The 26242-nt window shown below is 47.3% G+C and carries 25 protein-coding genes and 1 pseudogene; 13 read left to right on the top strand and 13 right to left on the bottom strand.

Annotated features, from left to right (window positions below; translation table 11 throughout):
* Window positions 1-218 precede the first annotated feature (218 nt).
* The 4 genes from OXN25_23315 to OXN25_23300 form a co-directional block, all read right to left on the bottom strand.
* Window positions 219-2429 carry a M6 family metalloprotease domain-containing protein gene (locus tag OXN25_23315; protein MDE0427797.1) on the bottom strand — a complete coding sequence of 737 codons (2211 nt, stop codon included), beginning with the start codon at window positions 2427-2429 and terminating at the stop codon, window positions 219-221.
* Window positions 2365-3669: a hypothetical protein gene (locus OXN25_23310; GenBank protein MDE0427796.1), complete on the bottom strand. Its 1305-nt coding sequence runs from the start codon at window positions 3667-3669 to the stop codon at window positions 2365-2367. The genes OXN25_23315 and OXN25_23310 overlap by 65 nt, the downstream gene beginning before the upstream one ends.
* Before the next feature lie 54 nt (window positions 3670-3723).
* Window positions 3724-6288, bottom strand: coding sequence for an SPFH domain-containing protein (locus OXN25_23305; protein ID MDE0427795.1), 2565 nt, complete (start codon window positions 6286-6288; stop codon window positions 3724-3726).
* Between the two features lie 71 nt (window positions 6289-6359).
* Window positions 6360-7775: a beta/gamma crystallin-related protein gene (locus OXN25_23300; protein MDE0427794.1), complete on the bottom strand. Its 1416-nt coding sequence runs from the start codon at window positions 7773-7775 to the stop codon at window positions 6360-6362.
* A gap of 377 nt (window positions 7776-8152) precedes the next feature.
* On the opposite strand from OXN25_23300, the gene OXN25_23295 reads away from it, so the two are divergent.
* Window positions 8153-9025, top strand: a complete 873-nt coding sequence (locus OXN25_23295) for an SdiA-regulated domain-containing protein (GenBank protein ID MDE0427793.1) — start codon at window positions 8153-8155, stop codon at window positions 9023-9025.
* 115 nt (window positions 9026-9140) lie between these two features.
* Here the strand turns inward: OXN25_23295 and OXN25_23290 are convergent, their stop codons facing one another.
* The 7 genes and pseudogenes from OXN25_23290 to ftsH all read right to left on the bottom strand — a co-directional run bounded on the left by OXN25_23290 (window position 9141) and on the right by ftsH (window position 14676).
* Window positions 9141-9272, bottom strand: coding sequence for a hypothetical protein (locus tag OXN25_23290; protein MDE0427792.1), 132 nt, complete (start codon window positions 9270-9272; stop codon window positions 9141-9143).
* Between the two features lie 66 nt (window positions 9273-9338).
* Entirely contained in the window at window positions 9339-10178 is an 840-nt protein-coding gene (locus tag OXN25_23285; GenBank protein MDE0427791.1) for an ABC transporter substrate-binding protein, read from the bottom strand.
* A 28-nt stretch (window positions 10179-10206) separates the two neighbouring features.
* A complete protein-coding gene (locus OXN25_23280; GenBank protein MDE0427790.1) occupies window positions 10207-10647 on the bottom strand; it encodes a glycine cleavage system protein H in 441 nt (146 codons plus the stop codon).
* A gap of 53 nt (window positions 10648-10700) precedes the next feature.
* Window positions 10701-11798: a hypothetical protein gene (locus OXN25_23275; GenBank protein ID MDE0427789.1), complete on the bottom strand. Its 1098-nt coding sequence runs from the start codon at window positions 11796-11798 to the stop codon at window positions 10701-10703.
* Between the two features lie 67 nt (window positions 11799-11865).
* The gene (gene acpS / locus OXN25_23270; GenBank protein MDE0427788.1) at window positions 11866-12258 is read right to left on the bottom strand and encodes a holo-ACP synthase; all 393 of its coding nucleotides are present in this window, start codon (window positions 12256-12258) and stop codon (window positions 11866-11868) included.
* A gap of 4 nt (window positions 12259-12262) precedes the next feature.
* Complete coding sequence (gene folP, locus OXN25_23265; GenBank protein MDE0427787.1) at window positions 12263-13087, bottom strand: dihydropteroate synthase; 825 nt, start codon at window positions 13085-13087, stop codon at window positions 12263-12265.
* A pseudogene (gene ftsH, locus OXN25_23260) lies at window positions 13084-14676 on the bottom strand (ATP-dependent zinc metalloprotease FtsH). Before ftsH ends, folP begins: the two are co-directional and overlap by 4 nt.
* 711 nt (window positions 14677-15387) lie before the next feature.
* Here ftsH and OXN25_23255 point away from each other — a divergent pair.
* The 4 genes from OXN25_23255 to OXN25_23240 all read left to right on the top strand — a co-directional run bounded on the left by OXN25_23255 (window position 15388) and on the right by OXN25_23240 (window position 17847).
* Window positions 15388-16098, top strand: a complete 711-nt coding sequence (locus tag OXN25_23255) for a hypothetical protein (GenBank protein MDE0427786.1) — start codon at window positions 15388-15390, stop codon at window positions 16096-16098.
* Window positions 16099-16175: 77 nt separating this feature from the next.
* Entirely contained in the window at window positions 16176-16358 is a 183-nt protein-coding gene (locus tag OXN25_23250; GenBank protein ID MDE0427785.1) for a hypothetical protein, read from the top strand.
* Window positions 16359-16385: 27 nt separating this feature from the next.
* Window positions 16386-17120 (top strand): Uma2 family endonuclease, encoded by a 735-nt coding sequence (locus tag OXN25_23245; protein MDE0427784.1) that lies wholly within the window; start codon window positions 16386-16388, stop codon window positions 17118-17120.
* 250 nt (window positions 17121-17370) lie between these two features.
* Entirely contained in the window at window positions 17371-17847 is a 477-nt protein-coding gene (locus OXN25_23240; protein MDE0427783.1) for a hypothetical protein, read from the top strand.
* Window positions 17848-17871: 24 nt separating this feature from the next.
* Here OXN25_23240 and OXN25_23235 read toward each other — a convergent pair whose 3' ends face one another.
* Entirely contained in the window at window positions 17872-18765 is an 894-nt protein-coding gene (locus tag OXN25_23235; GenBank protein ID MDE0427782.1) for a hypothetical protein, read from the bottom strand.
* A gap of 8 nt (window positions 18766-18773) precedes the next feature.
* On the bottom strand, window positions 18774-19592 hold the full coding sequence (locus OXN25_23230; GenBank protein ID MDE0427781.1) for a phytanoyl-CoA dioxygenase family protein: 819 nt from the start codon (window positions 19590-19592) through the stop codon (window positions 18774-18776).
* Window positions 19593-19836: 244 nt separating this feature from the next.
* On the opposite strand from OXN25_23230, the gene OXN25_23225 reads away from it, so the two are divergent.
* From OXN25_23225 to OXN25_23190, 8 genes are all read left to right on the top strand, one after another.
* Window positions 19837-20625, top strand: coding sequence for a phytanoyl-CoA dioxygenase family protein (locus OXN25_23225; GenBank protein ID MDE0427780.1), 789 nt, complete (start codon window positions 19837-19839; stop codon window positions 20623-20625).
* Window positions 20626-20640: 15 nt separating this feature from the next.
* The gene (locus OXN25_23220; GenBank protein ID MDE0427779.1) at window positions 20641-21396 is read left to right on the top strand and encodes an SDR family oxidoreductase; all 756 of its coding nucleotides are present in this window, start codon (window positions 20641-20643) and stop codon (window positions 21394-21396) included.
* 12 nt (window positions 21397-21408) lie between these two features.
* Window positions 21409-21804, top strand: a complete 396-nt coding sequence (locus tag OXN25_23215; protein MDE0427778.1) for an NUDIX domain-containing protein — start codon at window positions 21409-21411, stop codon at window positions 21802-21804.
* Between the two features lie 38 nt (window positions 21805-21842).
* The gene (locus tag OXN25_23210; protein MDE0427777.1) at window positions 21843-22679 is read left to right on the top strand and encodes a phytanoyl-CoA dioxygenase family protein; all 837 of its coding nucleotides are present in this window, start codon (window positions 21843-21845) and stop codon (window positions 22677-22679) included.
* A gap of 26 nt (window positions 22680-22705) precedes the next feature.
* Window positions 22706-23452, top strand: a complete 747-nt coding sequence (locus OXN25_23205) for a LamG domain-containing protein (protein MDE0427776.1) — start codon at window positions 22706-22708, stop codon at window positions 23450-23452.
* 2 nt (window positions 23453-23454) lie between these two features.
* Complete coding sequence (locus OXN25_23200) at window positions 23455-23967, top strand: GNAT family N-acetyltransferase (GenBank protein MDE0427775.1); 513 nt, start codon at window positions 23455-23457, stop codon at window positions 23965-23967.
* A 535-nt stretch (window positions 23968-24502) separates the two neighbouring features.
* Entirely contained in the window at window positions 24503-25333 is an 831-nt protein-coding gene (locus tag OXN25_23195; GenBank protein ID MDE0427774.1) for a LamG domain-containing protein, read from the top strand.
* Window positions 25334-25394: 61 nt separating this feature from the next.
* Window positions 25395-26213: a LamG domain-containing protein gene (locus tag OXN25_23190; GenBank protein ID MDE0427773.1), complete on the top strand. Its 819-nt coding sequence runs from the start codon at window positions 25395-25397 to the stop codon at window positions 26211-26213.
* The last annotated feature ends 29 nt before the right edge of the window (window positions 26214-26242 follow it).

Here is a 26242-nt window from a genome sequence, read left to right as displayed (position 1 = left end):
GATAATATTGCCTCCTGGGCTACCATCCTATAAATGGCAGGTTTATATTTCATATCCTACTCTGTGGCGCATTCAAGTCATTCTTGCGCGAAGCACCTACAGCTGATTGCAAGCACATCAGGATAAGGATAGACGATGTGCCTAAAACTGATTTTATTGACTAAATTAGCACAACTGCAATTTTTAGTCAAGAAATATGTGCGAAGAATTTGCAATACTCATTTCACAATGCTTAACTTTCCAATTTCTTGAACGAGTAGATCCGCTTGCCGAGCAGAAACACGGTAAACATAGATGCCTGATGCAAGGGGTGTGCCGTTGCGAGTTGTGCCGCGCCATTCAAACTTCCCTTGCGCAGCTACATTTTCGCGCGTTTCACTATAAACGAGGTCACCCGTCGGAATAAAAATCTCAAGGTTGACGTTATCTGCAACTTGGGAAGCAGACAAACGATAAGCAAAGGTTACCACGTCCTCACCGGAACGGAGTGGATTTGGATAGACGCGCATCTCTGTAAGCGCAAAGGGTTCTGCCTGAAGTTGGTCTACACGCAGCCGATAGGAATCGGTGCTGCTGAAACTCCCATCCGATTCTACAACAAGATAGAATATTTCTGTCGTATTCGGTTGATACAGGATTCTCAATCCAGCGATGTCGGTAGCGTTTTCGGCTATAGCACGCACCTCGCCTGTCTCTGCCTGAAGGGATAAACGATAATTTTTGTTTGGCGGGATGTCAGCAAGTGTCACCAAAATAGTAACGCCGTGGACGGCTTCGAGTTTGTATACATCGCGTGTATCCGTCAGACTGAAGAGAAAGGATTCGTAGGTTTCTCCATAAGCGATTGGAAATGCACTTGCGAACGTATCGTTTGGTTCGTAAGTATCACCGAACGAAACTAAGATCGGAATCGTTAACCCTTCCGGTCCAATGTTCGTAATAGAGATACCGGTAACAGTGCCATCATTGGCATTACTATTCGGGAGAGTCCCTGGGGTAAAGGCAGTCTGACCATCGTCTGCGGAATAAGCAGCCCCGTCAGTAATGGCTTGTAAGTCTATAAATTCATCACCATCTTGCTGAGAGATGCCGAGATGCTCAGGATCAGTTGGGTCTTCGAGCCATATCTGCTGAGAAGCATCGAAACTTCCAAGCGGATAGGTCTCAGTTTCATCAATATGCCAGATTAATAGACCAGACTCAGGTAGGTAGGTATCAAAAGTTGCGCCTGAGGCTTTGTTTCTATTTTCTATGAGAAAGAATTCCGTGGCTTCACCGCGAAGCGTCCGCGCTGATGACTGAATATCAATTTTAAAAAGTTTATCAGATCCCGGCATCAGTTCAAAACTGGGTACGTCAATTTTCTGATTCCGTGTTATCTGAACCGGTTGAATCCAGCCGAGGCGTCCGTTTTCAGGTCTGGCATCGAAATCCCACTTGAGGTATCCTGAGATATGACTGGGTCTAATCCCCAAACCGTCTGGACCTTGATAGGGACCGAAGGCACCCATCAAGCCCCATTTGTGATCGCGAGCGTCCGTGAAACTAAATCCGTAAACATCGGGTGCCCCGAAATCGTGGAAAAACTCGTGAAAATAGATTCCCAAATGCGGATGCTCAAGATCGGGTTCCTCCGCGACGACTGCAGCAGTATCCACGCGAACACCGTCGTAAACCCCGTTAACACCTTTTGTTAGAATAGACCAGATGTCATCAGTAACACCAGATGCCGCTTGATTATTACCAGCATGAATTAAGAAAACATGGTCAACAATTCCATCGTTATCTCTATCATATTGCGAGAAATCGACGGTTGAATCCACCGCCTCGCATGCTTCTCGAACCAATTCGCGGTAGCGTTCCACGATTCTAGCACCTTCGCCGTAATATGTCATCGGTTTTTTAGCCCGAACCCACGTATTACCAGTGGGGACAACGCCTCCCATAGGCCCGGGCTGTATGTCCATCTGCCCATAAGAGTTCTCTCGATAATAGGTCTTAAGGGAAATACCTTCTGAGGCGTAGAGATATGCGTCAAATGCTGCGCCCTCTCTACTTCCGGGCATGTCGGCAAAATCTATCTTTAAGGCGAGAACGTATTCTATGCCATCGGATTGTAAGATGCCTTGCTCCCGTGCCAAACAACACCCATCAAGTGCTTCAAGAAATTCGTCCCGACTTTGAGGTGCTTTGGGGACTAACTCACCACTTGTGGAATCTTCATGGAAATAGAGATAAGGGTTCGGTGGTGCAGCTATACTTGGTGTAGAAAACAGGATAATGGTTGTGACACAAACAATAAAGGTCTGAAAAATTTGCATAGGTATGAACTGAAGAAAGATGTAAAGGAGCTTTCCAAAAGACTTAATCAAACTCACCCCCGCACTTCCGGCATAAGATGTAGAACTGGATGTCATCGGATTGGGCATGTTGTATCATGAGGTCAACCGCCTGCTGTGGCAGATCCGCTTCGCATTTCGGACATTTGTAGAGCGATCCTTCTGTTTCAGGAAATTGGGTGATGTCGCCCCAAACATCGTGAAGCGCGTATTTAAATTCCCACGGTAATTCGGTCTTAACAGCGGTCGCAATTTGGACGGCGTGGCGAATTAATTTCTGGGATTCATAGATGGAAACCGGCTCGTAAAGTTGTTGTGAATGTCTAATGGGGAGCGATCTACCGTCTGTCTCGACTTCAGGATCAAAATCGCGGGTGCGAGTGAGCAAAATCTGGTCGAGACGCGAACCGTCCTCTCTACCTTTCGACCAAAGGCGATGGTAGCCGGTGCGTTCAACACGGAAAAAGGCGGGTCTGTTCCCTTGCCTGTCGCCGCTGCTCACCACGCTTTCGAGACCGGTATGCCAGAGCCAACGTCCCCATTTCGTGGTATCGTCTGGTTCTGGACAAACCCGGATTGCCCCTGGACCCCCATCTCGATCCCAAGGGTGCGCGATTGCGTCGTCCATACCGATCCAATAAGAATCGTCGCCTCTTCCAAAGAGAACACGAAGATAGACGTACCAGTTTCCAATCTTTGGGATGTAAATCTCATGAATCGCGCGGGCACCGTGCATACTGTCAATAGCAAAGCCCTCGGAAGCTTCCTCATGCTCCACAATTCTCACACCCTTATCTAAGTGAACTGCCGCATTCGCCTCAATGACAAGTGTATCTTTCGGCAGCCGCACGAGTTCTTCGGGTTCGTCCGCATCTTCAGGATCGGTGGATTCTAAGAGATTATAGTGCTTTGCGATTTTCCGCGAGACACGTTCAAACTCTTTCTCAGAAAGGTTGGCATCAAAAAAACAGTCTCGAATCCCTTTTTTCCACAGATCCAGCAAGACAAACATCGCCTTCAAATTTCCGTCTGGACGTTTTCGAGTCCCAACCACGATTAGCATACCAGTGTCCTGAGAACGGCTGACAAGACATCGATGGACAGGAAAATCCAAGGGTCGATTTGTCTTACTTGACACAAGTAGGGGTGAATAGTACTGACATCTCTCGTCGCACCCCGGAATCTTTGCCCGTTTGGCTCTACAGCATTCTGGACAGATCAACATACCGTTGAGTGCTGGACATAAGCGTTTACCATTATCAGATCGGCAGGTGCGACATCGCTGGCGTCTGGGTCGCCTTCTTGATGTCAACTGTTTCTGATGTCGCATGGTCTTTTTCCTATGGGGGTCGGTTCCCAGTGGTCAGCCGATAGCCACTAAAAATCAATCGGGACGATTAACGAGGTCCGCCAGATATTCAGCGATTTTATCAGTAATCTGCTGCGCATCGACATCGGCGAAGTTAAAGAGTTCTTTAAGCATCGGAGAGATAGCACCTGTATCGAGTAATGCATTTGCGAGTCTACCCATATTGCTTCGATTAATGCCACCTGTGCCGTCATTGTTTCCCATGTCCAAAATTTTGATGCTATCAATTTTCTCAACGGGTCGCATCATTTGTTCGACGATATCTGGGAATTCGTCAATGAGTTCCATAACAGCCTCTTGGACAAGGACGCGTTGTTCAGCAACATTTCGGGCTTCATATTCAGCCATCTCGCCTTGTGCTTTCGCTCTCGCTTCAGCAAGTACGGCATCGGCGAGACGTTCAATGGGCTGTGCTTGTGCCTCGGCACCGATAATCGCAACCTCACGCTGCCATTCAGCCTCTTTGACTTGTTCCATGGCAGTCACATTCACTTCCGCCCCCATACGTTCGGCTTCAGCAACTAATTGCTCCTTCTCAGCAAGTGCGGTTACCTGCTGCTTATTGGCAACGTCAATCTTCCGATCCTCATCGCTTAAAGCGACACGTAATTCCTGATTGATTCGGGACTGCTCGACTGTTAGTGTTTTCGCAATCTCGGCAAGTTCAACTTGTCGCATCTGGTCAATCTGTGCGGTTTCCACGACGAGATTCTTCTCAATCTCACGCTGCTGAACCTGTTGCTCTTGACCGAAGCGGGTCGTCTGCACCAGCAGGTCGCGCTCGATATCGCGTAAAGACACACCCTCTTCTTGGGCAATACGTGCCTTCTCTACCATGAGTTCCTTTTCAACATCACGAATTTCTACTTGTTGTTCTTGTGCGATACGTGTCACCTCGACCGCCAACACTTTCGCAATCTCAGCGAGTTCAACTTGTCGCATCTGATCAATCTGTGCGGTTTCCACGACGAGATTCTTCTCAATCTCACGCTGCTGAACCTGTTGCTCTTGACCGAAGCGGGTCGTCTGCACCAGCAGGTCGCGCTCGATATCGCGTAAAGACACGCCCTCTTCTTGGGCAATACGCGCCTTTTCTACCATGAGTTCCTTTTCAATGTCCCGGATTGATACCTGTTGTTCCTGAGCAATGCGTGTCACTTCGACCACCAACACTTTCGCAATCTCAGCGAGTTCAACTTGTCGCATCTGGTCAATCTGTGCGGTTTCCACGACGAGATTCTTCTCAATCTCACGCTGTTGAACTTGTTGCTCTTGACTGAAGCGCGCCGTCTGCACCGCTAATTCGCGCTCGATATCTCGTAAAGACACACCCTCTTCTTGGGCAATACGCGCCTTCTCTACCGCCAGTTCCTTCTCTATCTCACGAACAGCAATCGTCTGTTCCTGTTCAATTTTCTGCATCTGGACGGTAAGATGTTGTTGGATTTCGGCAAGTTGTACAACTTTCGACTGCTCAATCTGTTGTGTTTCGACGATGAGATTTTTCTCAATTTCACGTTCTTGGACGACTTGCTCTTGTTGGACTTGAGCGACTTGGATGTCGCGATTCATCTCAATTTCGCGTTCTTGGACGATCTGTTCTTGGGTGATACGGGCGCGCTCCACTTCTTGCTTCATCTCGTATTCGCGCTCTTGGACACCCTGTTCCATCTCAAATTGGAATTTGAGAGTTTCCGCTTCTCGTTCAGCGGCATAGATAGCGATGTTCTTTTGTTGGTCGGATTCAGCCCATGCCTGTTCCTGTTCTGCTTCAAGTTTTTGGATACGGGCATCAACTTCAATTTGAACGATAGCGACCTCTTTTTCCTGAACGATACGTTCTTTTTCTCGTTCCTGCTCGGCTGTAATTTCGGTAATTTCACGAATACCGACAGCATCAAACCGGTTTTCAGCGTCCAGCGTTTCAACAGGCGTTTGATCTACTCGGATAATCGAAACAGTCTCAAGCGTCAAACCGTTTTGGATCTGCAAGTCCTCGCCGCATGCTGCTTGAACTTTATCCCCAAACTCTTGACGTTTCTGGAGGAGATCTTGGATTTCGCTTTCGGCGGCGACGCTCCGTAAAGCACCTTCAAGTTTAGGTTCAATCAATTCACGGACAGTTTCAGGGGTCATAGATTTATCACCAAGTGCCTGAGCTGCGCGCAAAATATCGGTTTGATTCGGTTCAACTTTAAGATAGAAAACGACTTCTACATCACCCCGGTTGAAATCATAGGTAATCAACGCCTCTGGTCCCTCACGGATCGCCTCAATTCGCATGGTATTAAGAGAAATTTCCTTGATTTCATGGATGATAGTGTTAACCCAGAGACCGCCGGTAATACTGATTTTCTCTTTGGAACCACCCGTCCGTACGAGTGCGACATCAGCTTTAGGTATCCGGTATCGGATGACCATAGCAACAAATGCCGCCAAGATAGCGAGCAGGACGAGTAGCGTAAATCCGAGTATACGCATCACTCCGCTCTGCCCAAAACTGTCGAGATTTTTGAAGGCAAACCATCCAACAGCAATGGCTACGGCGATCAAGAAGACAATAACAGCAATGAAACGCATTCAATTCTCCTATAATGTATAGAATAGAACAGAGGCACTAGTGTGTCTTGTGCGAGCGTGCCTACAAATTTTCACCGGAAGATTGTATCGCTGCTGAGGTGCGTCCGGTAACGCCCCTTGAGCGGTTGACGCGGAGAAGTCTGCCATGCGAGATTCGCTAAGTAGCACAAAGTATTTTCAATAAGAGGTTTCGCTATTGTTGTGCGATATGCATCGCGAGTGTCCACAGCAAAAGTGACATAATAGCCTTCGCCCCACTGTAACTGTAGACTCACAGCGTCCCCGTTATCCTCTCTGACTGCTAATTTCCGATAGCTTCTGTCGTTTGTCACCCAGTGATCGTCGGTTACGAGCGTATCAACATTAACCTTATGGGGCCAAGTAAACATGCCGGTTTTCTGCCCGTCATCCGTAACCCGCACATTGCTATCGTTAGAGTTCGTAACATGTATCGGGTGTCGATCAACAGGAAGCCAGTCTCCACGCCATTGCGGTTCAGTAGTATGGACTCCATCGGGCGGTATGATATTATTATCCATTGCGGAAGCCCAGACGATCCCACCCTTACGAACAAAGTCTTGAATCGCCTGATCAGCATCTTCAAGGAAATATTCACCGTCGTGTCCGGTTGCGAACCAGGTAAACCAGACGATATCATAATCTGAAAGCACAATGCTTGAAAGTTTGACGGCATTATTGGCATCCCCATGATTGTCAGGATTATCGTTGATATGCACAGTAGTGAATTGGAATTCTAATCCTTCGATTGTGGTAAGCGATTCTAACACTGCTGGCTCGCCCGATCTATTATCGCCAACAACAACCAAGACTCGGAATACACCTAATGGAACAATCTTTATAGAGGAAATAATATCTGAAAATGACTGCGAATGTGGAAGATCCCTAAGATTGCGAAGTGCTAACTGGAATTCTCGTGAACTTAAATTCAGATTCAAACGACGTCCTTCAAAATTGACGTGTTCATAAAAAACAACATGACATCCGCTGAATGGAAAACTCGGGCCGCGCTGGATACGAATGGAGGAGACCGTATCATTCATACCGATGTCAAACATTGAACTGACATCGCGCATGATAACACTCCGCTGTCCGCTATAGTCTACATTACGAAACACTTCGATGATAACTGGGACAGCCCCATATTCAGGCGGTGTTGGATGCGCTGATGGACTAAAACTGATAGCCGTGATTGCGTCCCCGAAATTGTAGGGGATATCGTGGATATTCGGATAAAATCCGGGTGGAAGTACCAACCGGCGACCCTTATAGTCTTCATGCTCATGGAAGATAGCTTTATAGTTTGGAGACGCGTTGAACCCAGGGCCCTTATAGATTTTGATCGAGGAGATAATGTCTTGTGCCCCGATTTCGCCTGTATTTGGCACCGATTCAATGAGCGTTACTTTGCGTCCTTGAAAATTCACATGTTCAAAAACTTCAACGACGAGCCTCGGCATGTTAGTCATAAGCGATCCCTATTTCTGGTATCACCGCTATACGAAAGCATAGCGGTTCGATTTCACAAGTGCTCTCAGAAAGCGCATACATCAGCTAACCAAAACACGCGAATTTGACGGTAGCGCGTCATCGCGTCGCTTGTGAACCAAACTGCAAGTTTAATTAAAATACAATTAGCAGACACAGTTTGTCAAGGAAAAAATACTTTTCCTTTTGAAAACCAAACAGCTCTTAAGTTTTACGTTTTCTCTTGAATTAGTCAGAAAGAATATGATAAAGTACCTGTAAAGCCTGTAGAGAATGCTTTTATAGTTAAAGTTACAGTCGTTACGAGATTGTGAAAAACGGGGTTAGGAAACCTCGTCAACTGGAAAGAGGGATCCACATGTCCTATAAAAGAGTGCTCTTAATCATTTTTATTACAGGTATCGGTGCGGGTCTTGTCTACTTTCTTACTCAGCTGGAAGAGTCAGCGACGAAAGAGACGGCGGAGTCCCGTCCAGTTGCGCTCCCGTATAGCTGGGTTGGTAATATCACAAAATCACAAATTGCGGAGCCTTCAGGTATTACTTATCACGCAGTCCGGCGGAGCCTATTTATCGCCGACGATTCTGGGAGTATTCATGAAGTTCGGTTAGACGGTACTCTGGTTCAATCGAAAGGATTGAGCGAACGCGACCTTGAAGGCATTACAGTGAACTCGGATACGGGTATGCTATACGCTGTGGTTGAAGATGACGAAGCAATCTTAGAATTGGATGCAGAGACACTGACAATTCAGCGGGAATTCAGGATTGACAGGAATTTTGAAGGCGAACAGCTCTTGAAAAAAGGGGGTATGGGTATCGAAGCGATCGCCTTTGTCCCAGATGCTTCGCACCCCGAAGGAGGGACCTTCTGGGTTGGCAATCAATCGTTTAGCCTCAAACCGCAGGATGAACCCTCGGTTATATGTGAAGTGCGTGTTCCGCTTCGCTCGGGAACAGCCCGTAAGGCAGAAGGCACTATTATTAACGCCTACCGGATGAATTTCATTGATATTTCAGGGTTGGCTTATGATTCACAAGGTGATCACCTAGTCTTAGTCAGCGATGCAAGCAACTTGTTGGTGGAACTGAAAAAGGAAGGCACAATCCTGGGGCAATACCTCTTACCCGGTGATGAACAAGAAGGCGTTGTATTGGATGGGTTGGGCTATATGTATATCGCTCAGGAAAATGGAGAGATTATTAAATTAGCCGATCGAAGGCTGCGTTAGACGCTCGGTCTGCCTGTAGCGGCACACCTATTTTTTCGTTTTATCCATCGCTATCTTCAAAACGAAGCGCAACGATGTCCGGCATCAAGCCAAGGACGAGCGTTAGAGATGAATACTACTCTGCCGTGTAGCCTTGGTCTACCCGCCAGAGGACTTGTACATTTCCTTCATCATAGAGAACACCGTAGACAAGTTTTTTACCATCAGCATTTTCTAAATGGAAATATCTGCGGCGTTTCGCGTCCATAGTTCTTTCTTTAGGTGAGGAAAGTAGCGAGGCGTGAACCTCGCCTGACGGAGATTAAAATCTTCACTATTCAAGTGTGACAAAATCTGCCTCCACACGATGCGGAATGATCCCTGCGTCGTTGCCGCGGTGGAGCAATTCTCGGACCCCAGCTCTCCCCTTCTCACCATAATCAAGGGTATAGTCATTGACATACATCCCGACGAACTTATCAGCCAGTGCGGTCTCCATGTCACGCGCATAGGTCATAGCGTATTCTAACCCACGCGCTCGATGTTCAAGTGAATATTGAATGCTCTGCTTGAGCAGTGCTGTTATTTGGCGAATTTTCTCAGTGCCGAGGTTGCGGCGTATGACGTTCGCACCGAGGGGTAAGGGAAGTCCTGTTTCCTCGTGCCACCACTCTCCTAAATCGATAACCTTGTGAAGCCCTTCACGGGCATAAGTCAATTGTCCCTCATGAATAATGAGTCCGGCATCCACTTCGTCCTGTTGAACGGCATCTAATATTTTATCAAAGGGACGAGTCTCTGCCTGAAAATCAGGTTGGAAAAGGCTCAATGTAAGGTAAGCAGTCGTCATTTTGCCTGGAATAGCGATGCGTTTCCCTTCAAGGGTATCCATCGGTGCCTTAGCAACAACAAGCGGTCCATATCGGTCTCCGATGCTTGCGCCGCAGGGCATCAGTGCGTAATCCTTGGCGACATAGGCGTAAGCGTGAACAGAGATTGCCGTGACTTCGAGTTCAGCAGCGAGTGCCCGCTGATTCAAAGTCTCAATATCTTCAATAACATGAACAATTTCAAAGGGTCCAGTTGAAATCAGCCCTTTGGCAAGAGCATAGAACATAAATGCATCGTCGGAATCGGGACTGTGTCCAATCCGAATTTTTTCTGTTTGTGACATAGGGTTCCTTCTCAAGACTTATTTGTGTCTAATAATCCTCAATATTTTCGTAAAAATCAGTTTCTGGTAGGTACTCCTCTTCATTGAGTTCTTCCTCCTCATACGCCTCATATTCAGGGAGTGTGAGGAGTGCTTCTATCTCACTTGGATTCTCAATACGGAGTTTACAAATCCAACCGTCACCTTCAGGGAAACGGTTGAGGAGTTCAATATCATCCTCAAGAGCGGTGTTGACCTCATAAACCTCACCACTGACAGGTGCGTGGATATAGAAATTTCTGCCATCAGAGGTTTCGAGGTGTCCCATAATCTCGTCTTGCTCAAATTCACCAAGAGACGGCAATTCAATAAAAATGATGTTGCTATAGATTTCCTGGGCGCGCTCGGTGATCCCGACGCTACACTCCTTTGAATCAAGGATCTCAGCCCACTCATGTGTTATTGTATATTTTATCTCAATATTATTCATCGCGAATCCCTCCGAATTCGTCAGACATAAGTCAGAATCGCGTCTTTGCGTTGCTAAAAAGTTTGTCCAAGTGAAAAGGTATAAACAGCTTCACCTTGGACGACATGAAGGCGTTCTGATTCTTCTACCGTAGGTTTGAATTGCGGGACATAAGCGGCGTTTAGTGTTATGCCGCCGACTCGGACACCCAGCCCGAAACATATCCCTTCCGCCTTCCAGAGTCGTTCCTGCGTTTCAAAGGCAGCGTCTTGAAGTAGAAAGACCGAGGCGTAGCGTTTTTCAGTGTGCCTGAGATACCCAATCCTACCACCAATCCAATTTTTATACCACAGTTCTGCCCCGACATTTGCCCGAATGCCATCGCGGAAGGGTGGATGTGTGTCTAAACCGACCCGTAATGATACGTTTGACAATTCGCGGTGATAGGCAATACCAACAACAATTGTGCGTTCTATTCTATCAGGAATTTCAACATTAGAAAAGGAGAGCCCATTGCTTAGGTTCCGCGCCGCAATACCGATGTGGATTCCACTGTCAAATTGCTGAATAATACCGACGTTATAGGCATAACCGTGTCCGAGATGCTCTTTCGCGTCAACATCAACAACTTTTGAACGCAGCCATTTCGCGTCAAACCCGATAACAGTGTTGCGAAGGATATTTACCCCATAGCCGAAACCGATAGCGAGATTATTTTCGGGAAAACTATTGACCGCTTTTCCAAGATAGTCAACGCGTCGAAAGGAACCTTCTTGCCCAAAAGCAAATGCGAACCCAAATGCGCCGAATTTACCCATTGGAAAGACCCAGTTGAGCATTTCAATGCCAGAGGCGCGCTGTTCAAACCGACTGTAGTCCTCATAAGTAGCGTCGTCATTCGGTTTAGCGAGAAGGGTAATCGTGCGTGGAAAACGGATTGTATGAACGACAAACCTGTTTCCGGCTGGGGTACTGATACCCGCGGGGTTGTTCCCGAGTGCGTCTGCTCCACGGGTTACACCCGCGAAGCTGCCTCCCATTCCGTGATATTCGGCACCGAGGAGCTGCTTGAGAAACCCATTCGTTGTGGCGGTCATGTTCTCAGCAAAAGCGACACTACTACAAACGAGAAAATAGAAGACAAGGACAACTGAACTGTGAATGTATTTCACTTTTACCTCACACCAAAACGTTAACTTTCTAAAAATACGGGAGTTGGGTATAGGAACGCACACCGAATCAAGCGGAGCAGAGGGTTACCTGCGCGACAGCATACACATTTGTATGGGACATAGAAACGAATATTAAATTGATATTCCGTGCGTCGGCATACCGTCGGACTTCGCCGTGCAAAATAAGTTCAGGTTTCCCGACAGCATTCGCCTTGATCTCTACGTCTCTCCAACGCATACCGGCAATCAGACCTGTGCCGAGTGCTTTCAGGGCTGCTTCTTTTGCAGCAAAACGGGCAGCGAGTCGCCAATATCGGCTCGGCGCGTCTCCACAATACGCGAGTTCTTGTTGCGTATAAACCCGCTGTTCAAAGCGCGCCCCCCATCGACGAGATGCCTCTCGAATCCGTTCCACTTCAACAATATCAATACCGATTCCCTGAATTTTTTGCTGATGCATCGATCTATCTATAGAGGGCATCCGTCATTTGTGCAGCACGAACATTTGCTTTTACATCATGGACACGGACAATGTCTGCTCCGTGTGCGATTGCCCAACACACCGTCGCTGCTGTGCCTTCAACGCGCTCCGTCATCGGAACATCTAAAATATTGCCGATAAACGATTTACGCGAAGTGCCGATAAGCAGCGGTCTGTTTAGCACTTGAAACTCCGAAAGACGCTTCAGGAGCTGAAGGTTATGCGCTGTCGTTTTACCAAAACCGATGCCTGGGTCAATAATAATGCGTTCGGCAGCGATACCGTGTGCCTCAGCATTCTGAATCTTTTTTTTTAGCCATGCGTGAATCTCGTTAACGACATCTTCATATTCGGGTGCCTGCTGCATTGTGCGCGGTGTCCCATTCATGTGCATCAGAACAACACCGGCTTCCATCTCAGCGACGACTACCGCCATGTCAGGATCGCCACTCAGGGCAGTGATGTCATTAACAATATGTGCGCCTGCCTCAAGTGCACACTGCGCCACCTTTGCTTTGGACGTATCAACAGAAATGAAAACGTCCACAGTATCAGCGAGTGCATCAATGACCGGAACGACCCGTGCTAATTCTTCATCAACCGATACTGGTGATGCCCCTGGACGTGAAGATTCGCCACCGACATCGATGAGGGTAGCACCTTCAGCAATCATCGTCTCGGCATGCGCGACCGCTTGTTGGACATCAAGATAGCGTCCGCCATCGGAAAAAGAGTCCGGCGTGACGTTCAAGATGCCCATCACATGCGTATTTCTACCTAAAGTGAGTGTTTTCCCACGACAAATCATATAATCGGTTTCGCGGGAAGTTGAGGTCGGGGTCCGAGGATTTCATCAATCTCTTCAGTAACAAGCGTTTCACGTTCTAATAACGCATCTGCGAGTAACTTCAATCCATCCAAATTGGTTTCCAAAATATCACGTGCCTTTTTATAGCACTCCATGACGATATCGTGGACAGCCTGATCAATCTCAATAGCAGTTTTTTCGCTATAATCCTGATGGACAGCCAATTCCTTGCCAAGAAAGACCTGTTCGTCGCGTCTGCCGAAAGTGAGGGGTCCCATGTGGCTCATGCCCCACTGGGTAACCATCCGACGTGCGAGGCTCGTCGCTTGCTCAAAGTCATTTTGCGCACCTGTCGTCTGCTCACCAAAAATAATTTCTTCAGCGACCCGACCACCGAGTGCAAAAATAATGTGAGCGAGGAGTCGTTTTCTGCTCATGTTATGGCGTTCTTCAAGTGGAAGTTTTGCTGTGACACCGAGTGCTCTACCGCGGGGAACAATCGTACACTTATAATTCGGATCGCTCTCTGGCACGAAATGTAACATAAGCGCATGCCCGGCTTCGTGATAGGCAGTAACGCGCCTCTCTTCCTCACTAATCACGAGGCTTCGGCGTTCTGGTCCCATCAGGACTCGGTCTTTCGCCTCGTCAAAGCAGAGCATGTCAATCTGTTCTTTGTCGTGTCTTGCTGCAAGGAGTGCGGCTTCATTTGCCATATTTTCAAGGTCAGCCCCGGAGAAGCCAGGTGTCGCCTTCGCTAAAAGATCCAAATTGACATCTTCGGCAAGTTTATAAGGCTGTTTTGTATGGACTTTGAGGATTGCCTCTCTTCCGCGAACATCGGGAAGGTCGACGACAATTTGTCGATCAAATCTACCGGGACGTAGGAGTGCTGGATCTAAGACGTCGGGACGGTTCGTTGCGGCGATGAGAATCACACCTTCTGATGCGTCGAACCCCTGCATTTCAACGAGGAGTTGGTTTAAAGTCTGTTCACGTTCATCGTGTCCGCCGCCGATACCTGCTCCTCGGTGTCTGCCGACTGCATCGAGTTCATCAATAAAAATAATACACGGCGCGTTTTTCTTTCCCGTTTCAAAGAGGTCCCGAACACGAGAGGCACCAACACCAACGAACATCTCAACGAAATCGGACCCGCTGATGCTATAGAAGGGGACATCCGCTTCGCCTGCGACGGCTTGCGCGAGCATAGTCTTCCCCGTGCCTGGGGGTCCCATCAGTAGGACTCCTTTAGGAATTCTACCGCCGAGACGTTCAAATTTTTTCGGTGCTTTAAGGAACTCAATAACCTCTTCAAGTGCGTCTTTTGCCTCATCAACCCCTGCGACATCTTCAAAGGTAATCTTGTTTTGATTCTCGGAATGGAGCCTTGCGCGACTTTTACCGAAAGAGAGGGCGCGATTTCCGCTCCCTTGCATTTGCCGTGACAAGAAAATCATCAGCCCTAAAAAGATGAGAAGCGGTATGATCGTCGTCCCGAAGATAATCAACCCTTGAGGAAACTTAGATGGCGGCTTGACGTTATAGTCAATACCATATTCATCAAGTTTTGCCTGAATGTCATATTCATCAAGTGCATCACGGCTTGCTCTAAATTCGCCTTCCCAATTCGGGGGAAAATGGGTTTCCTGTTCTTCAAGCGGCACGGCACTCAGGATGTCACTGCGTATTTGGTTCACACTCTCTGCGTAAAAACGTCCCTCAACCCATTCCTGATCTAACAGCAGATACCCATCAAATAGATCTGGTCCGCGCTTTATATACTGGTGAAAATCAGAGGTCGCCAACTGATAGACGGGGTCTCTGCGGTTAAATAACTGATAGATGCCGAAGACAACGATCCCCGCAATAATCAGCCACCAAATCACCATGCTTCTTGTATTTTTGTTCACAACCAAGTGCCTCTCTATTTAAAATCTGATCTCGGACAAAAATGTGATTTCAAAACATGTTTAAAAGTATAACAGATTTTTTTTCAAATTTCAACCGAATTTACAAAAAACGACTATTTTAAGGGTTTCGCGCTCATATCGTGTAATTTTAACTGGATAAATAATTGGATTTACGGTATACTTTTAACGAAGGAACGTAGAAACAGATGCAACAGAACTGTTAATCAACATCAAAACGGATAATCTCCAACACACATTGCCAATATAAAATAATACAAAGTTAAACCTATTGAAATCCTCTGACTATAGAGGGCGGGAAAATGAGGGATACGGCTCTCTTATCTAAGCGAGCCCGATCCAATGAATTATCCTAAAAAGGGGGAATTCATGAACTTTAATAGACCTATCCTTGCGGTAGTTAGCCTCCTATTCCTAACAGTGCCTTGTGCATTAGGGCATATCACGGGGGCGAATCTTCAAAATTTTCAATACAATGCAGACTTCGTTTCAGTCGCGCCTATCGTAGATGGCTACCTCGACGATCCGGTTTGGGAGCAGGTCATCCCTGGAAAATTAGACAAAAATCTAATTACTGGCGAACACTTGCCTGAGTCTCCTGATTTCAGCGGCTCTTTTGCGGCGGTTTGGCGGAACGGTTTCCTGTATGTCGCCATCAAAATACTGGACGACCAACTTGAAACGCGTAAGACCAAACTCCTTCGTGAAGACCACCTCATCCTCCACATAGACCCACATCACTCAGGACGAAAGGATGCGCTCTACCGTTTTGAGATTCCGATTCAAAAGGAGATGGATACGTTAAAGTACCCACTGACGCGAGTGGCATGGGGAAATGATGGACAGACGTGTGAGTTGAGTTTCCGACTTGACGATCTCGCGAGAAAAGGGAATAGTATTGGATTCGACATTGCTTACCACGATGTTGATGGCGGGCATCTCGAAAATAAAATTGGTTGGGTTCCAGAAGGCTACACGGAGGACAACGATTTTATCCCGGATCTCATCTTTACAGCCCGGATTGAACCCAGCAGACACCAAAAATTAATCCAGTGGGGACACGTCAAGCGTCTCTACTAAGTCATTAACGCAGGGGTTGGGTTACCCAACCCCTATTACCGTCAATAAAGCACGATACAAAGAGTATTGGAGAATTTGTGTATTATATCGGTAAGACTTTGGAACTGATGGGGATCGCATGCTTAGGCGCCGGACTCTATTTAGGTTGTGCCAATCCCTTCAATTACAGTGAATCCAAAGCAATGAGCGTTGAAATAGGCTTCCTGACGTTGGGTGTTTTAATCTTTTTTGTTGGAAGACTCATTGAGAAACGTTCTTAAGGATTAACGATTAAAAGGAGATGAACGATGCAGCGAAGCATAAAAGCAGCACCCACTCTCATCTACCCTGAAACGGATGGTAAGCCGATGGCTGAAACAGACACACACCGCAAATTCATGATGGCTTTCATTCAGATGCTCGAGGATCATTTCCAGAATGACAAAGATGTCTATATATCAGGCAACCTAATGATGTATTACGTTCAAGGGGACCCAAAGCAGTGTGTCTCCCCCGATGTCTTTGTGGTATTCGGCGTAGGGAAAAAAGCGAGGAACACCTATAAGACATGGGAAGAAGGGCACACCCCGGATTTTGTATTAGAAGTATCAAGTCGCAGTACGTATCAGCACAACCTTTCAGGCAAAAAGCACCTTTACGCCGAAACACTTGCGGTACAAGAATATTTCATCTACGATCCCTCCGGTCAGATAGCGGTGGCATTCACCGGTTTTCATCTCGTAGATGGTACATACCGGGAAATAGAGCCCGTGAATGAGCGGCTGCCCTCGGCGGTGTTAGGATTGGAGTTAGGTGAGCGCGAGGGTTCTCTTGGTTTGTATAACCCAGATATTGAGCAGTGGTTGCTGACACCTGATGAACGCGTCAAGCAGGCGAATAAATACGTCCAGCAAGAAGCGCAAGCACGCCGAAACGCTGAAGTCCAAGCCCAGCAAGAAGCACAAGCACGCCGAAACGCCGAAGCCGAACTTGCCCGGGCGTTAGCTGAAATTGAACGCCTCCGGTCAGGCTCCAAGGACTGATCCTGATAGGGAGACCTACGGCATCTGTTTATTCTCCTGAATTCCAATAAATCGCGTAAGTCTTGTCTTAAAAAATATGCCATACACACCTGAAAATGCCCAAAATGTTGATAAATCCCTCCCGATCGACCAAATTCTATCACGGACGATAACAATTGAAAATACAGTAAATATTCTAAAATGCCACTTCTCCGTTGCTAATATTTCACGACTTCCAATATTAGCAATGTACTCCGTTTATGAAATGTTTATGGGTATCGAGCGATATATTGGAAAAGAGCTCGCACCACTAAAGAGCCACACCACATCTGATATTAAATCTGGCGGAATTGGAGATATTGAAGTTTTAGACGAAAATGGGGATTTCTTTGAAGCGGTTGAAATTAAACACAACATTCCGATCTCACCAGACCTCGTTCAAGGTGCATACCAGAAGTTTGCTGATACCTCTGTCTGTCGCTATTATCTACTTACCACAGCAGAACCAAACGTTGATGACTCGGAGACAATAGACCGATTAGTCCAACAAATTCATAGGCAGCACGGTTGCGAAGTGATTGTCAACGGTATCCTTCCCTCACTAAAATACTATCTGCGGTTGTTAAGCAATCCAAAACTGTTTTTAGATTGCTACTCGAAAAATCTTCAGTTGGATTTTGACCGAAACACAGACATTAAGACAGCTCATTTAAACTATTGGAACGAATTGTTAAGTTCTTTGTTATGAAATGCCCATTAATTGGGGTATTAGCTAATCAGTTATCTGCATAATCGCAATCCCCTGCTCCCCAGCGACAGAATAAAGAAGCCACGTTTTTCCATCCTCACAATAGATAGCCGGATCCCGGAGTTCATGCACACGTTCCCGATCTAACCCACCCGTTGACCGTTTAATCGGCAGATCGACTCCCTCGAAATCGTGTTTCGGCGCGATAACCTCTATCGGTTTAGATGGCTGCCAGTCATTCCAATCGTCTGTTAACTGCACCGTGCTTTTCTTGATACGCTCTGGCCTGTCTCCGTAAAGTGAATAATAGACAGTTAGTGTATCGCCTTCCAAGAGATTCGCCGTGTGTCGCGGGAAACCGGTATTGTTTGTTGGAGACTTGCGCGGAAAGAGCGGCGTGTCTCGCTCGATAAACGATGCTGTCCACTCCGGTGTTTCTGCCCGGCTTATCCAACCGTGATACGTCGCATACGGGTGTCCGTTCCACCAAAAGACACGAAAATAGGCTCTGTTGCGTCTATCCATTGTATCTGAGGCGGTATAATCCACACCGTCTGTAGAGACAGCCCAAGAGGTTACTTGCCCACCACGGGGATTTCCGTGGAAGTACATAAAGAAGCGTCGATTCTCTTCGTCTATGTGTACATCCGGCGAAGCGATATGGTCACATCCTCGAAAGACAGTATCGTCGCGATGCAAAGCACCCGGAGGGTGGACGGTGTAAGGACCTTCAATCGCATCGGCATACGCCAATCGGATGTAGGCACCGCGATGGTGGGCGAAGTAGAGATAATACTTCCCCAACGGATTCTCTACCCATTCCGGCACACGGACCAGCGAGGGACCATTGATGTTCGAGAAGCCGTGTTCCCTATCAAGCTCAGGCATTTCAGGATGAATCAATAACGTGCGTTCCATATTTCTCCTCAATCGTGCGTTTGAAACCGGTATACCTCTTTCGTCTGTTCGGACATGTTGCTCCATATCTCTTCTGGGACACGTGCTCTGAAGATTCCTGGCGCGTCCGGGGAGTGGTGAAACTTTCGGAAATAGACGAGTGCAAGCATGTGTCGGACGGTTTGTGAACGGTTCGGCATTGCCCGATGCCAGCACCGCATATCGCGGACAACGACTGAACCTGCGGGCATCTCTAACTGAAAAGATGGAAGTCGTGCAGCGCGTTCCTCATCGCAGACGTTGTATGGAGAATTACGGACAGCAGGATCATCAATAATGAGATGTGAACCGGGCCACACCTCCGTTGCCCCGTTCTCTACTGTAAAATCGACGAGCGGAATATTAACCACAATCGTTGAAACAGGGAGCGCGAAGGGTAGTTCAGGAAAGAGCTGTCCTGAATCTCGATGAATCCACTGGATGTCGCTACCAGGACGCGTCGAGTTACAGCCATAAGGCAGATACGCAAAAATTTTCTCACCCATAGCAGCTTTCAGAATCGGCATTGCGAACGGGTTGTCAATAATACGTGGGTCCATGAACGGCATCTTTAGCATCGGGTGTTCACCCTCATGCCCGTTCTCTTCATTACTAAGCACTTCTTCCATAGCAATATCGAGTTTTGCTATCCAATCACGTGGAAGGACACTTTCGATGACCACCAATCCTGCCTCGCGTAAGAGGCGCGCCCCGGCATCAACGCTTTCGGGTGTGAGTCTGTTTTCAGCGCGCTCTTGTGCAGAGATTTCCAGTATGGGAATGTTTACTGTTTTTCCTGTCGTTTTCATCTGCCTTGCCTCCTGTTTGTGAAAGTATAGCAGAAAATAGTGAAGTAAGTCAAGATTCATTACCCAAGCAATCGGAGCCATTCAATTGTCAGAATCAGGATTTTCAGGATTCAAGGATTTGTGGGATTTTGGAAAAATTGTTGTTTTCTCGTGCGAATTCGTATAGAATAACATAAACTTGCATATAGCAGGCTATTGGATAGAATTAACTTCAGAACGGTATTCATACACAAAGGAGTGAGCGATGACCCCTGAAGTCGCACTACAAAAACGAGAGCAGATGATTGAAGAGGGGTTCTGCGTTGTTGACGATGTTTTGACAGAAGAGTTCTTACAGGAACTTCGGGATGAGTCAGAACGGCTTATCGCAGGACACGTGGAACCGGAGGATGTCATCTATCAAGGACAGCACGTCAACGTCCGCGGTGAAGATAATCCACATATTCAAAAATTGTTGGAATGGCAGCCATCATGTGATGCCCTTGAACAGATCGGGTTTGGAGATTTTGTAACGTCCGGCGGGATTATTATTCTGACGAAGGAATCCGGAGGCCCCCCACTCTATTGGCATCAAGACTGGATGCGCTGGAACGATCCACTCAGCTGCGCGCCGTGGCCCCAGACGATTTTTCTTAATTACTATCTCACCGATACATCGCGGGAAAATGGCTGTTTGAAAGTAATCCCAGGTACACATCGTAAACGCATCGACTTACACGACATATTAGTGCCTGCACACGAACAAGGGGCACGGTTCATTGATGCGGATCATCCGGTGATGTTCAGCGATCATCCGGATCAGGTAGATGTCTGTGCGAAAGCGGGTTCGTTGGTAATGGCAGACGCGCGGATTTTACATTCTGCCCACCAAAACTATACCGATGTTCGACGGACTCTCATCCTTGCTTGGCACAGTCGCCCTAACACTGTCCCGGACTACTGGGATCGTGAGATACCAGAAACTATTGCCAATCGCGACGAGGATGCAAACTACCCGATGTCTCGCATTCCTACCGATTTCTTGCAAAGATAAACGGAGGTAAAAATGATTCCGATTGATCTGAGCGGGAAAGTTGCCGTGATTACAGGTGGCTCAGGTGCGTTAGGGCGTGTTATGGTCAGGACCTTGGCGACAGCTGGAGCGGATATTGCAATCTGCTACCATAGGGATGTCGAGACAGCGCGTCGCCTTCAAGACGAAATTATTGCCAGACGTGTAAAGGCAATCACTGTGCAGGCAGATGTCACCAATCAGGAATCGATAAACGCTATGCGTGATACTGTCTTCAAAGAATTAGGCACGGCGGACATCATCGTTAATAACGCCGTCATTCAGTACAGTTGGACTTCTGTTTTAGAGCAGCCCGCAGAAGACTACGAAAGTCAGTTCCAATCGTGCGTTCTGCATAATGTGTATATGGCACAAGCGTTTGTTCCTGCAATGATTGAAACCAAGTGGGGACGTGTTATCAGTATTAACACGGAATGCTCAATGCAGAATTTCGAGAGACAGAGCGCGTATACATCGGGCAAGCGGGGTATGGACGGTGTCCTGCGAGTCCTTGCTAAAGAGGTAGGCGCGCACGGTATCACTGTTAATCAAGTCGCGCCGGGATGGACAATCAGCGAAAAGAGTGAATCGAGAGCGGCCGACGAACACTATTGGAGCAAAGTGCCGATGCAACGGCGTGGGACTGCCCAAGAAATCGCCAATACCGTGCTTTTTCTCGCGTCAGACCTTGCAAGCTACATCACGGGTGCTTATATTCCGGTGTGCGGTGGGAATGTGATGCCTACAATTTAAGGAATTCATTCCATGGAAATAAAAGTTTGCGCTCTCGGAATCTTGTTCAGGAACGGAAAAATACTGTTAGGCAAAAGGGCTAAGCGCAGGACTTCCTATCCGAACGTCTGGGACATGATCGGTGGACACTGCGAAAGTGACGAAACACTGGAGCAGACCCTCATCAGAGAATTGCAGGAAGAAATCGGGGTTACACCTATTCGGTTTGAACACATTTCAACGCTATATGATTCCAATAACGATCACACCTACTATGTGTTTGTGGTAAAGGACTGGAAAGGCGAACCAGAGTGTTTACAACCAGAAGAGCACGCAAGGATTGGATGGTTTAGCATTAACGAAACCTTGAAATTGGAGCTTGCCTTGCCTGTCTATCGCGATTTATTCACAAGTCTTGAAGGTAACTGATTATATCCGAAATCAATACTGACACTTAAGAGGAAAATATGGAACGACACAAACTCCAATACCAAGTCCTAAACCAGCACAATCCCAACGGGGAAACGGGCCAGGATTGGGAGATAGACGTGCATGCCACGCCAGAAGAGTTGGAGACCTTCGCAGAGAGAGGGTATCTCGTTCGGGAAGGCCTCTTTCAAGGTGAGACACTCGAAAAATTGCGAGATGCTCTTGAACGTTTGGAAGAACGAGAGTGGGAAAAACGGGACAGTGCCATCGCTGGAAAGAAAGGTTGGGGGTTCATCCCGCGACACTTGATGGATAAAGATGAAGTGTTCTTAGAACTCCTTAAGTTTCAACCGACTTTATCAATTGCCCGTGCAATGATGGGACCCTTGGTGCGTTTGCGCGGTTTGAGTGCCCGTATCACTTATTCCGGTGAGGATCGAGAACAGCAAACCCCGTGGCATCAACATCTACGAGTGGTTTCCAACCCGTTGCCTCCGTGGTTCTCACGTCCACACTGTATGGATTCTCTTATCTATCTTGACGATCTCAACGAAGACACAGGCGCAGTAGCCGTCGTCCCAGGTTCACACAACTGGTTAGACAAGGCAACACCGCACACTCATGGACCGGTAGAAGGGGAAGTCGAACTACGGGTGAAAGCCGGTGGCGGTGTCCTAATCCATGGAAATCTCTGGCACCGAGGATTGCCAACGCTCAATGCCAAACGGAGAATGTTGATTTTGAGTTATACACCGACATGGCTCCGGAAATCGCCACACGGTGGTCCACAACCCAAAGACGGTTTAACCCACGCTTTTCTTGAAGATGCGGATCTGGAAGAACGGATGCTATTGGGTGTGGGTGGATATTCTTAAACCTAAATTATAGGAGGGATAACTGGATGAAATATTGTTTATCTTTAATCACTTTACTCTCCATTTTCGCGATCTATTTGCCTGTCTCTGCGCAACACCCAGATGCTGTTGGTATCTGGTTCTTTGATGAGGGAACAGGCGACGAAGCGGTTGATAGTTCAGGGCATGAGCATACTGCGAGTGTTGTTAATGGAAAACTGGAATGGGTTGATGGTAAGTTTGGAAAGGCGGTCGGCTTCAAGCCCGGGACTTACCTTGAAGTTGAACATACAGACACGTTAAATCTGAAAATGTTTACAGTCGCTGCATGGGTAAAATTCCTGAACGACACGGGCGGTGGCGAGCAGAATATCGCCTACAAACAGGTCGGAAATGATCGGCTTACCCGAAACTACACTTTGAAAATGTGGGGCGGCAAAATCTACGGTATCTTTGCGAGTGATGGAAATACGGATGCTGTTGAATTGGAGAGTACGACCAATGTCGTTGACGAAAAGTGGCATCACGTTGCAATAGTTTACGACAAAAAAGCGTTCAAGTTGTATGTTAATGGCAAAGAAGAAAACTCTGGCGATTTCGCGAAAGATCCTGAAACCAATGACGCGCCGCTCCGAATTGGCAACGGTATCGACGGTGTCATCGATGAACTTCAGATTTTGAGTGTTGCACTCTCGGCGGATGAAATCCAAAGCGATATGGATAACGGAATCCAACTCTCCGTTGAACCGGCAGATAAAGTTACAACGACATGGGGGAGATTAAAAACGCAATAACAATGGACATCATCATTAGAAAAGCAGTTCCAGAGGATGCGAAACCTGTCGCCTCTGTACTTAACTCAGTTATCCTTGAAGCGAGATATACTGCGCTAACGAATACCTTCACAGAAGAAGACGAGCGCAACTTTATCAACGGATTGTGTCCACGGAGCGCGATGTTTGTCGCTGAAGTAGACACTCAGATTGTCGGCATCCAAGTCATTGAACTGGACGGTTTGGCACAGTATACTGATTCAATGCAACATGTAGCAACAGTCGGGACGTGGATAGATGCTAACTTTCGTGGGCATAAGATTGGACGGTCCCTGGCTGAAGCGTCTTTCACATTTGCCAAGACGAAGAACTTTGAGAAAATCTCGATTCAGGTGTTAGCAGATAATACGCGGGCACTCCGATTTTATGGCAATCTCGGTTTTGAGAAAATTGGTGTCGCCAAAAAACATGTAAAATTTGAGGATAGATTCTGTGATGTGTTCTATTTGGAAAAATTCCTGACAGATGACTCCTAAACGTGGTGTGACCCTCCGTGCGGTGCTGAACTGATTTTGTAGCATAATCTGTTAGATTGTGGCTACTATGGCACAGACTAATAGTCTACGCTACGAAATACCTGCAAATAATGCCCCTCAACTCATAATTCTGAATTTCTTCTTGACAAAAATAGAGGCTTGATTTATTATTTAGCAAAATAGGGTAGTTGTTATTAACTTCGCGGTTTGTCCTTCTATACGAACGTGATAAAAAGGTAAACGTAAAGTCTATAAGTTGTGGCAATAATTAAATCCATGAGATACCCCTTTTTAGTGTTCTGGTCTGTGGTAGGATAGAAACACTACAAAGCAGTTCCCATGGATTTAGAAGCAACACTTCCAAGTGCTTATATCTGTTTAGATAGCACTTTGGACTATCGGAAATCGAACCCTATAAATTCTCAAGGGATATTCCTGTTTGCTTTCGTTTATTTTGACGGGTTTATTCGGAAAAAGTTCGTTTTTCTATTAAATTTTTGCTGAACCGATACGATTGATAGAAGGAGATTTAACGATGAAAACAGCGTTTATGTTCAGATTTCTGATGTTAGGCTTGATGCTAACAGGAGTCATCGCAACGAGTCATGCCCAGAGCGTTAGTACTGATGAACTCATCATCTACTACAGTTTCAATCAAGACACGCTCAGCGGCGATGATGTCGCAGATGTCTCTGGAAACGGAAACGATGGACTTATCAAGGGGAACAACATCGAGCCCGTGGACGGCGTAGTCGCCGGAGGCTTGTCCTTTCCGGGTGCCGCGACAGATTATATTTCGGTACGGAACCATGAGTACGTTGACCCATTCCCAGCACTGACCATCGCAGCCTGGGTAAAAGCACCCACAAGAGGCATGATTTCGTCTTGGGATCGGAGCGAATTCTTCCGTTTTGCTGTTGGTGATGACGTTGGTGGAAATGCCGCGACCACTTTTGTCGCTTTCGATCATTGTTGCCCAATACACGATTGGTATGGCGAGACAGATGTTGCGGATGACGAGTGGCATCACCTTGTCGCAGTCTTTGACGGCGTGGAGAAGCGGATATACGTTGACGGTGAGTTGGATGCGAGTACCGACGCAACGACCGAAGTTATCGGCGCGGGACAGTCCCGCTTCGGATTCATCGGAATTGGCTCAGAAGCGGGTACGTTTGATGCAGCGACCGGACCGAATTGGGCGTTTAACGGCATCATGGACGAGTACCTTATGTTCCACCGCCCCCTTTCTGAAGCAGAAATTCAACACCTCGCGACTGGTCCCGAAGATCCGTTCGCAGACACTACTGCTGTTGATCCGAATGGCAAACTGAGTACAACTTGGGGTCATATTAAAGCCAATAGATAGGAATAGGAAACCAACGGGCTGTGACATAACACTGCCCATTTTTTACAGATGGAGGTTGTCAATGAAAATCGTTCTTGTGTTAGGATTTTTGACCTTAGCGTTGATTTTAGTGAGTCCGACGTTGACAGTCAATGCCCAAGGGGTCAGTGAGGAAGATCTCATCATCTACTACAGTTTCAACAAAGATACCATCAAAGGTGATGATGTGCTTGATGTATCCGGGAACGGAAATGACGGACTCATCAAGGGGAACAACATCGATATAGTGCCAGGCAAGGTCGCCGAAGGTCTGGAGTTTCCGGGTGTCGCAACGGATTATATCTCTGTACGGGATCACATGTACGAGGACCCGTTTCCAGAACTGACTATTGCAGCATGGGTGAATGCCCCTGGAAGAGGCATGATTGCGTCTTGGGATCGGAGTGAATTCTTCCGATTCGCGGTGGGGGATGATGTCGGTGCGAATATCGGAACGACCTTCCTTGCCTTCGATCATTGTTGCCCGATACACGATTGGTTTGGCGAAACAGAGGTTGCGGACGAGGAGTGGCATCACGTTGTCGCATGGTTTGATGGAGATGAGAAACGCACCTATATTGATGGTGAGTTAGATGGTAGTGTAGCCGCTACGACCAAGGTTATCGGCGCAGGACTCCCGCGCTTCGGGTTCATCGGAATCGGTTCGGAAGCCGCAGCGTTCGATGCAGCGACGGGACCGACATGGGCATTTAACGGTATCATGGACGAGTACCTCATGTTCCATCGGGCACTCACTGAGAAAGAAATTGAACATCTTGCTAAGGGAACCGAGAATCCCTTTGAGATTGACCCGAGGGAAAAACTGACCACCACTTGGGGGGATCTAAAGGACATTCGATAAAAAATCAATGGGCGGTGATACAACACCGC

The sequence above is a fragment of the Candidatus Poribacteria bacterium genome, assembly GCA_028820845.1.
GTDB lineage: Bacteria > Poribacteria > WGA-4E > WGA-4E > WGA-3G > WGA-3G.
The sequence above is the reverse complement of the archived record's forward strand: the minus strand, read 5'-3'. Positions and strand labels throughout refer to the sequence as shown.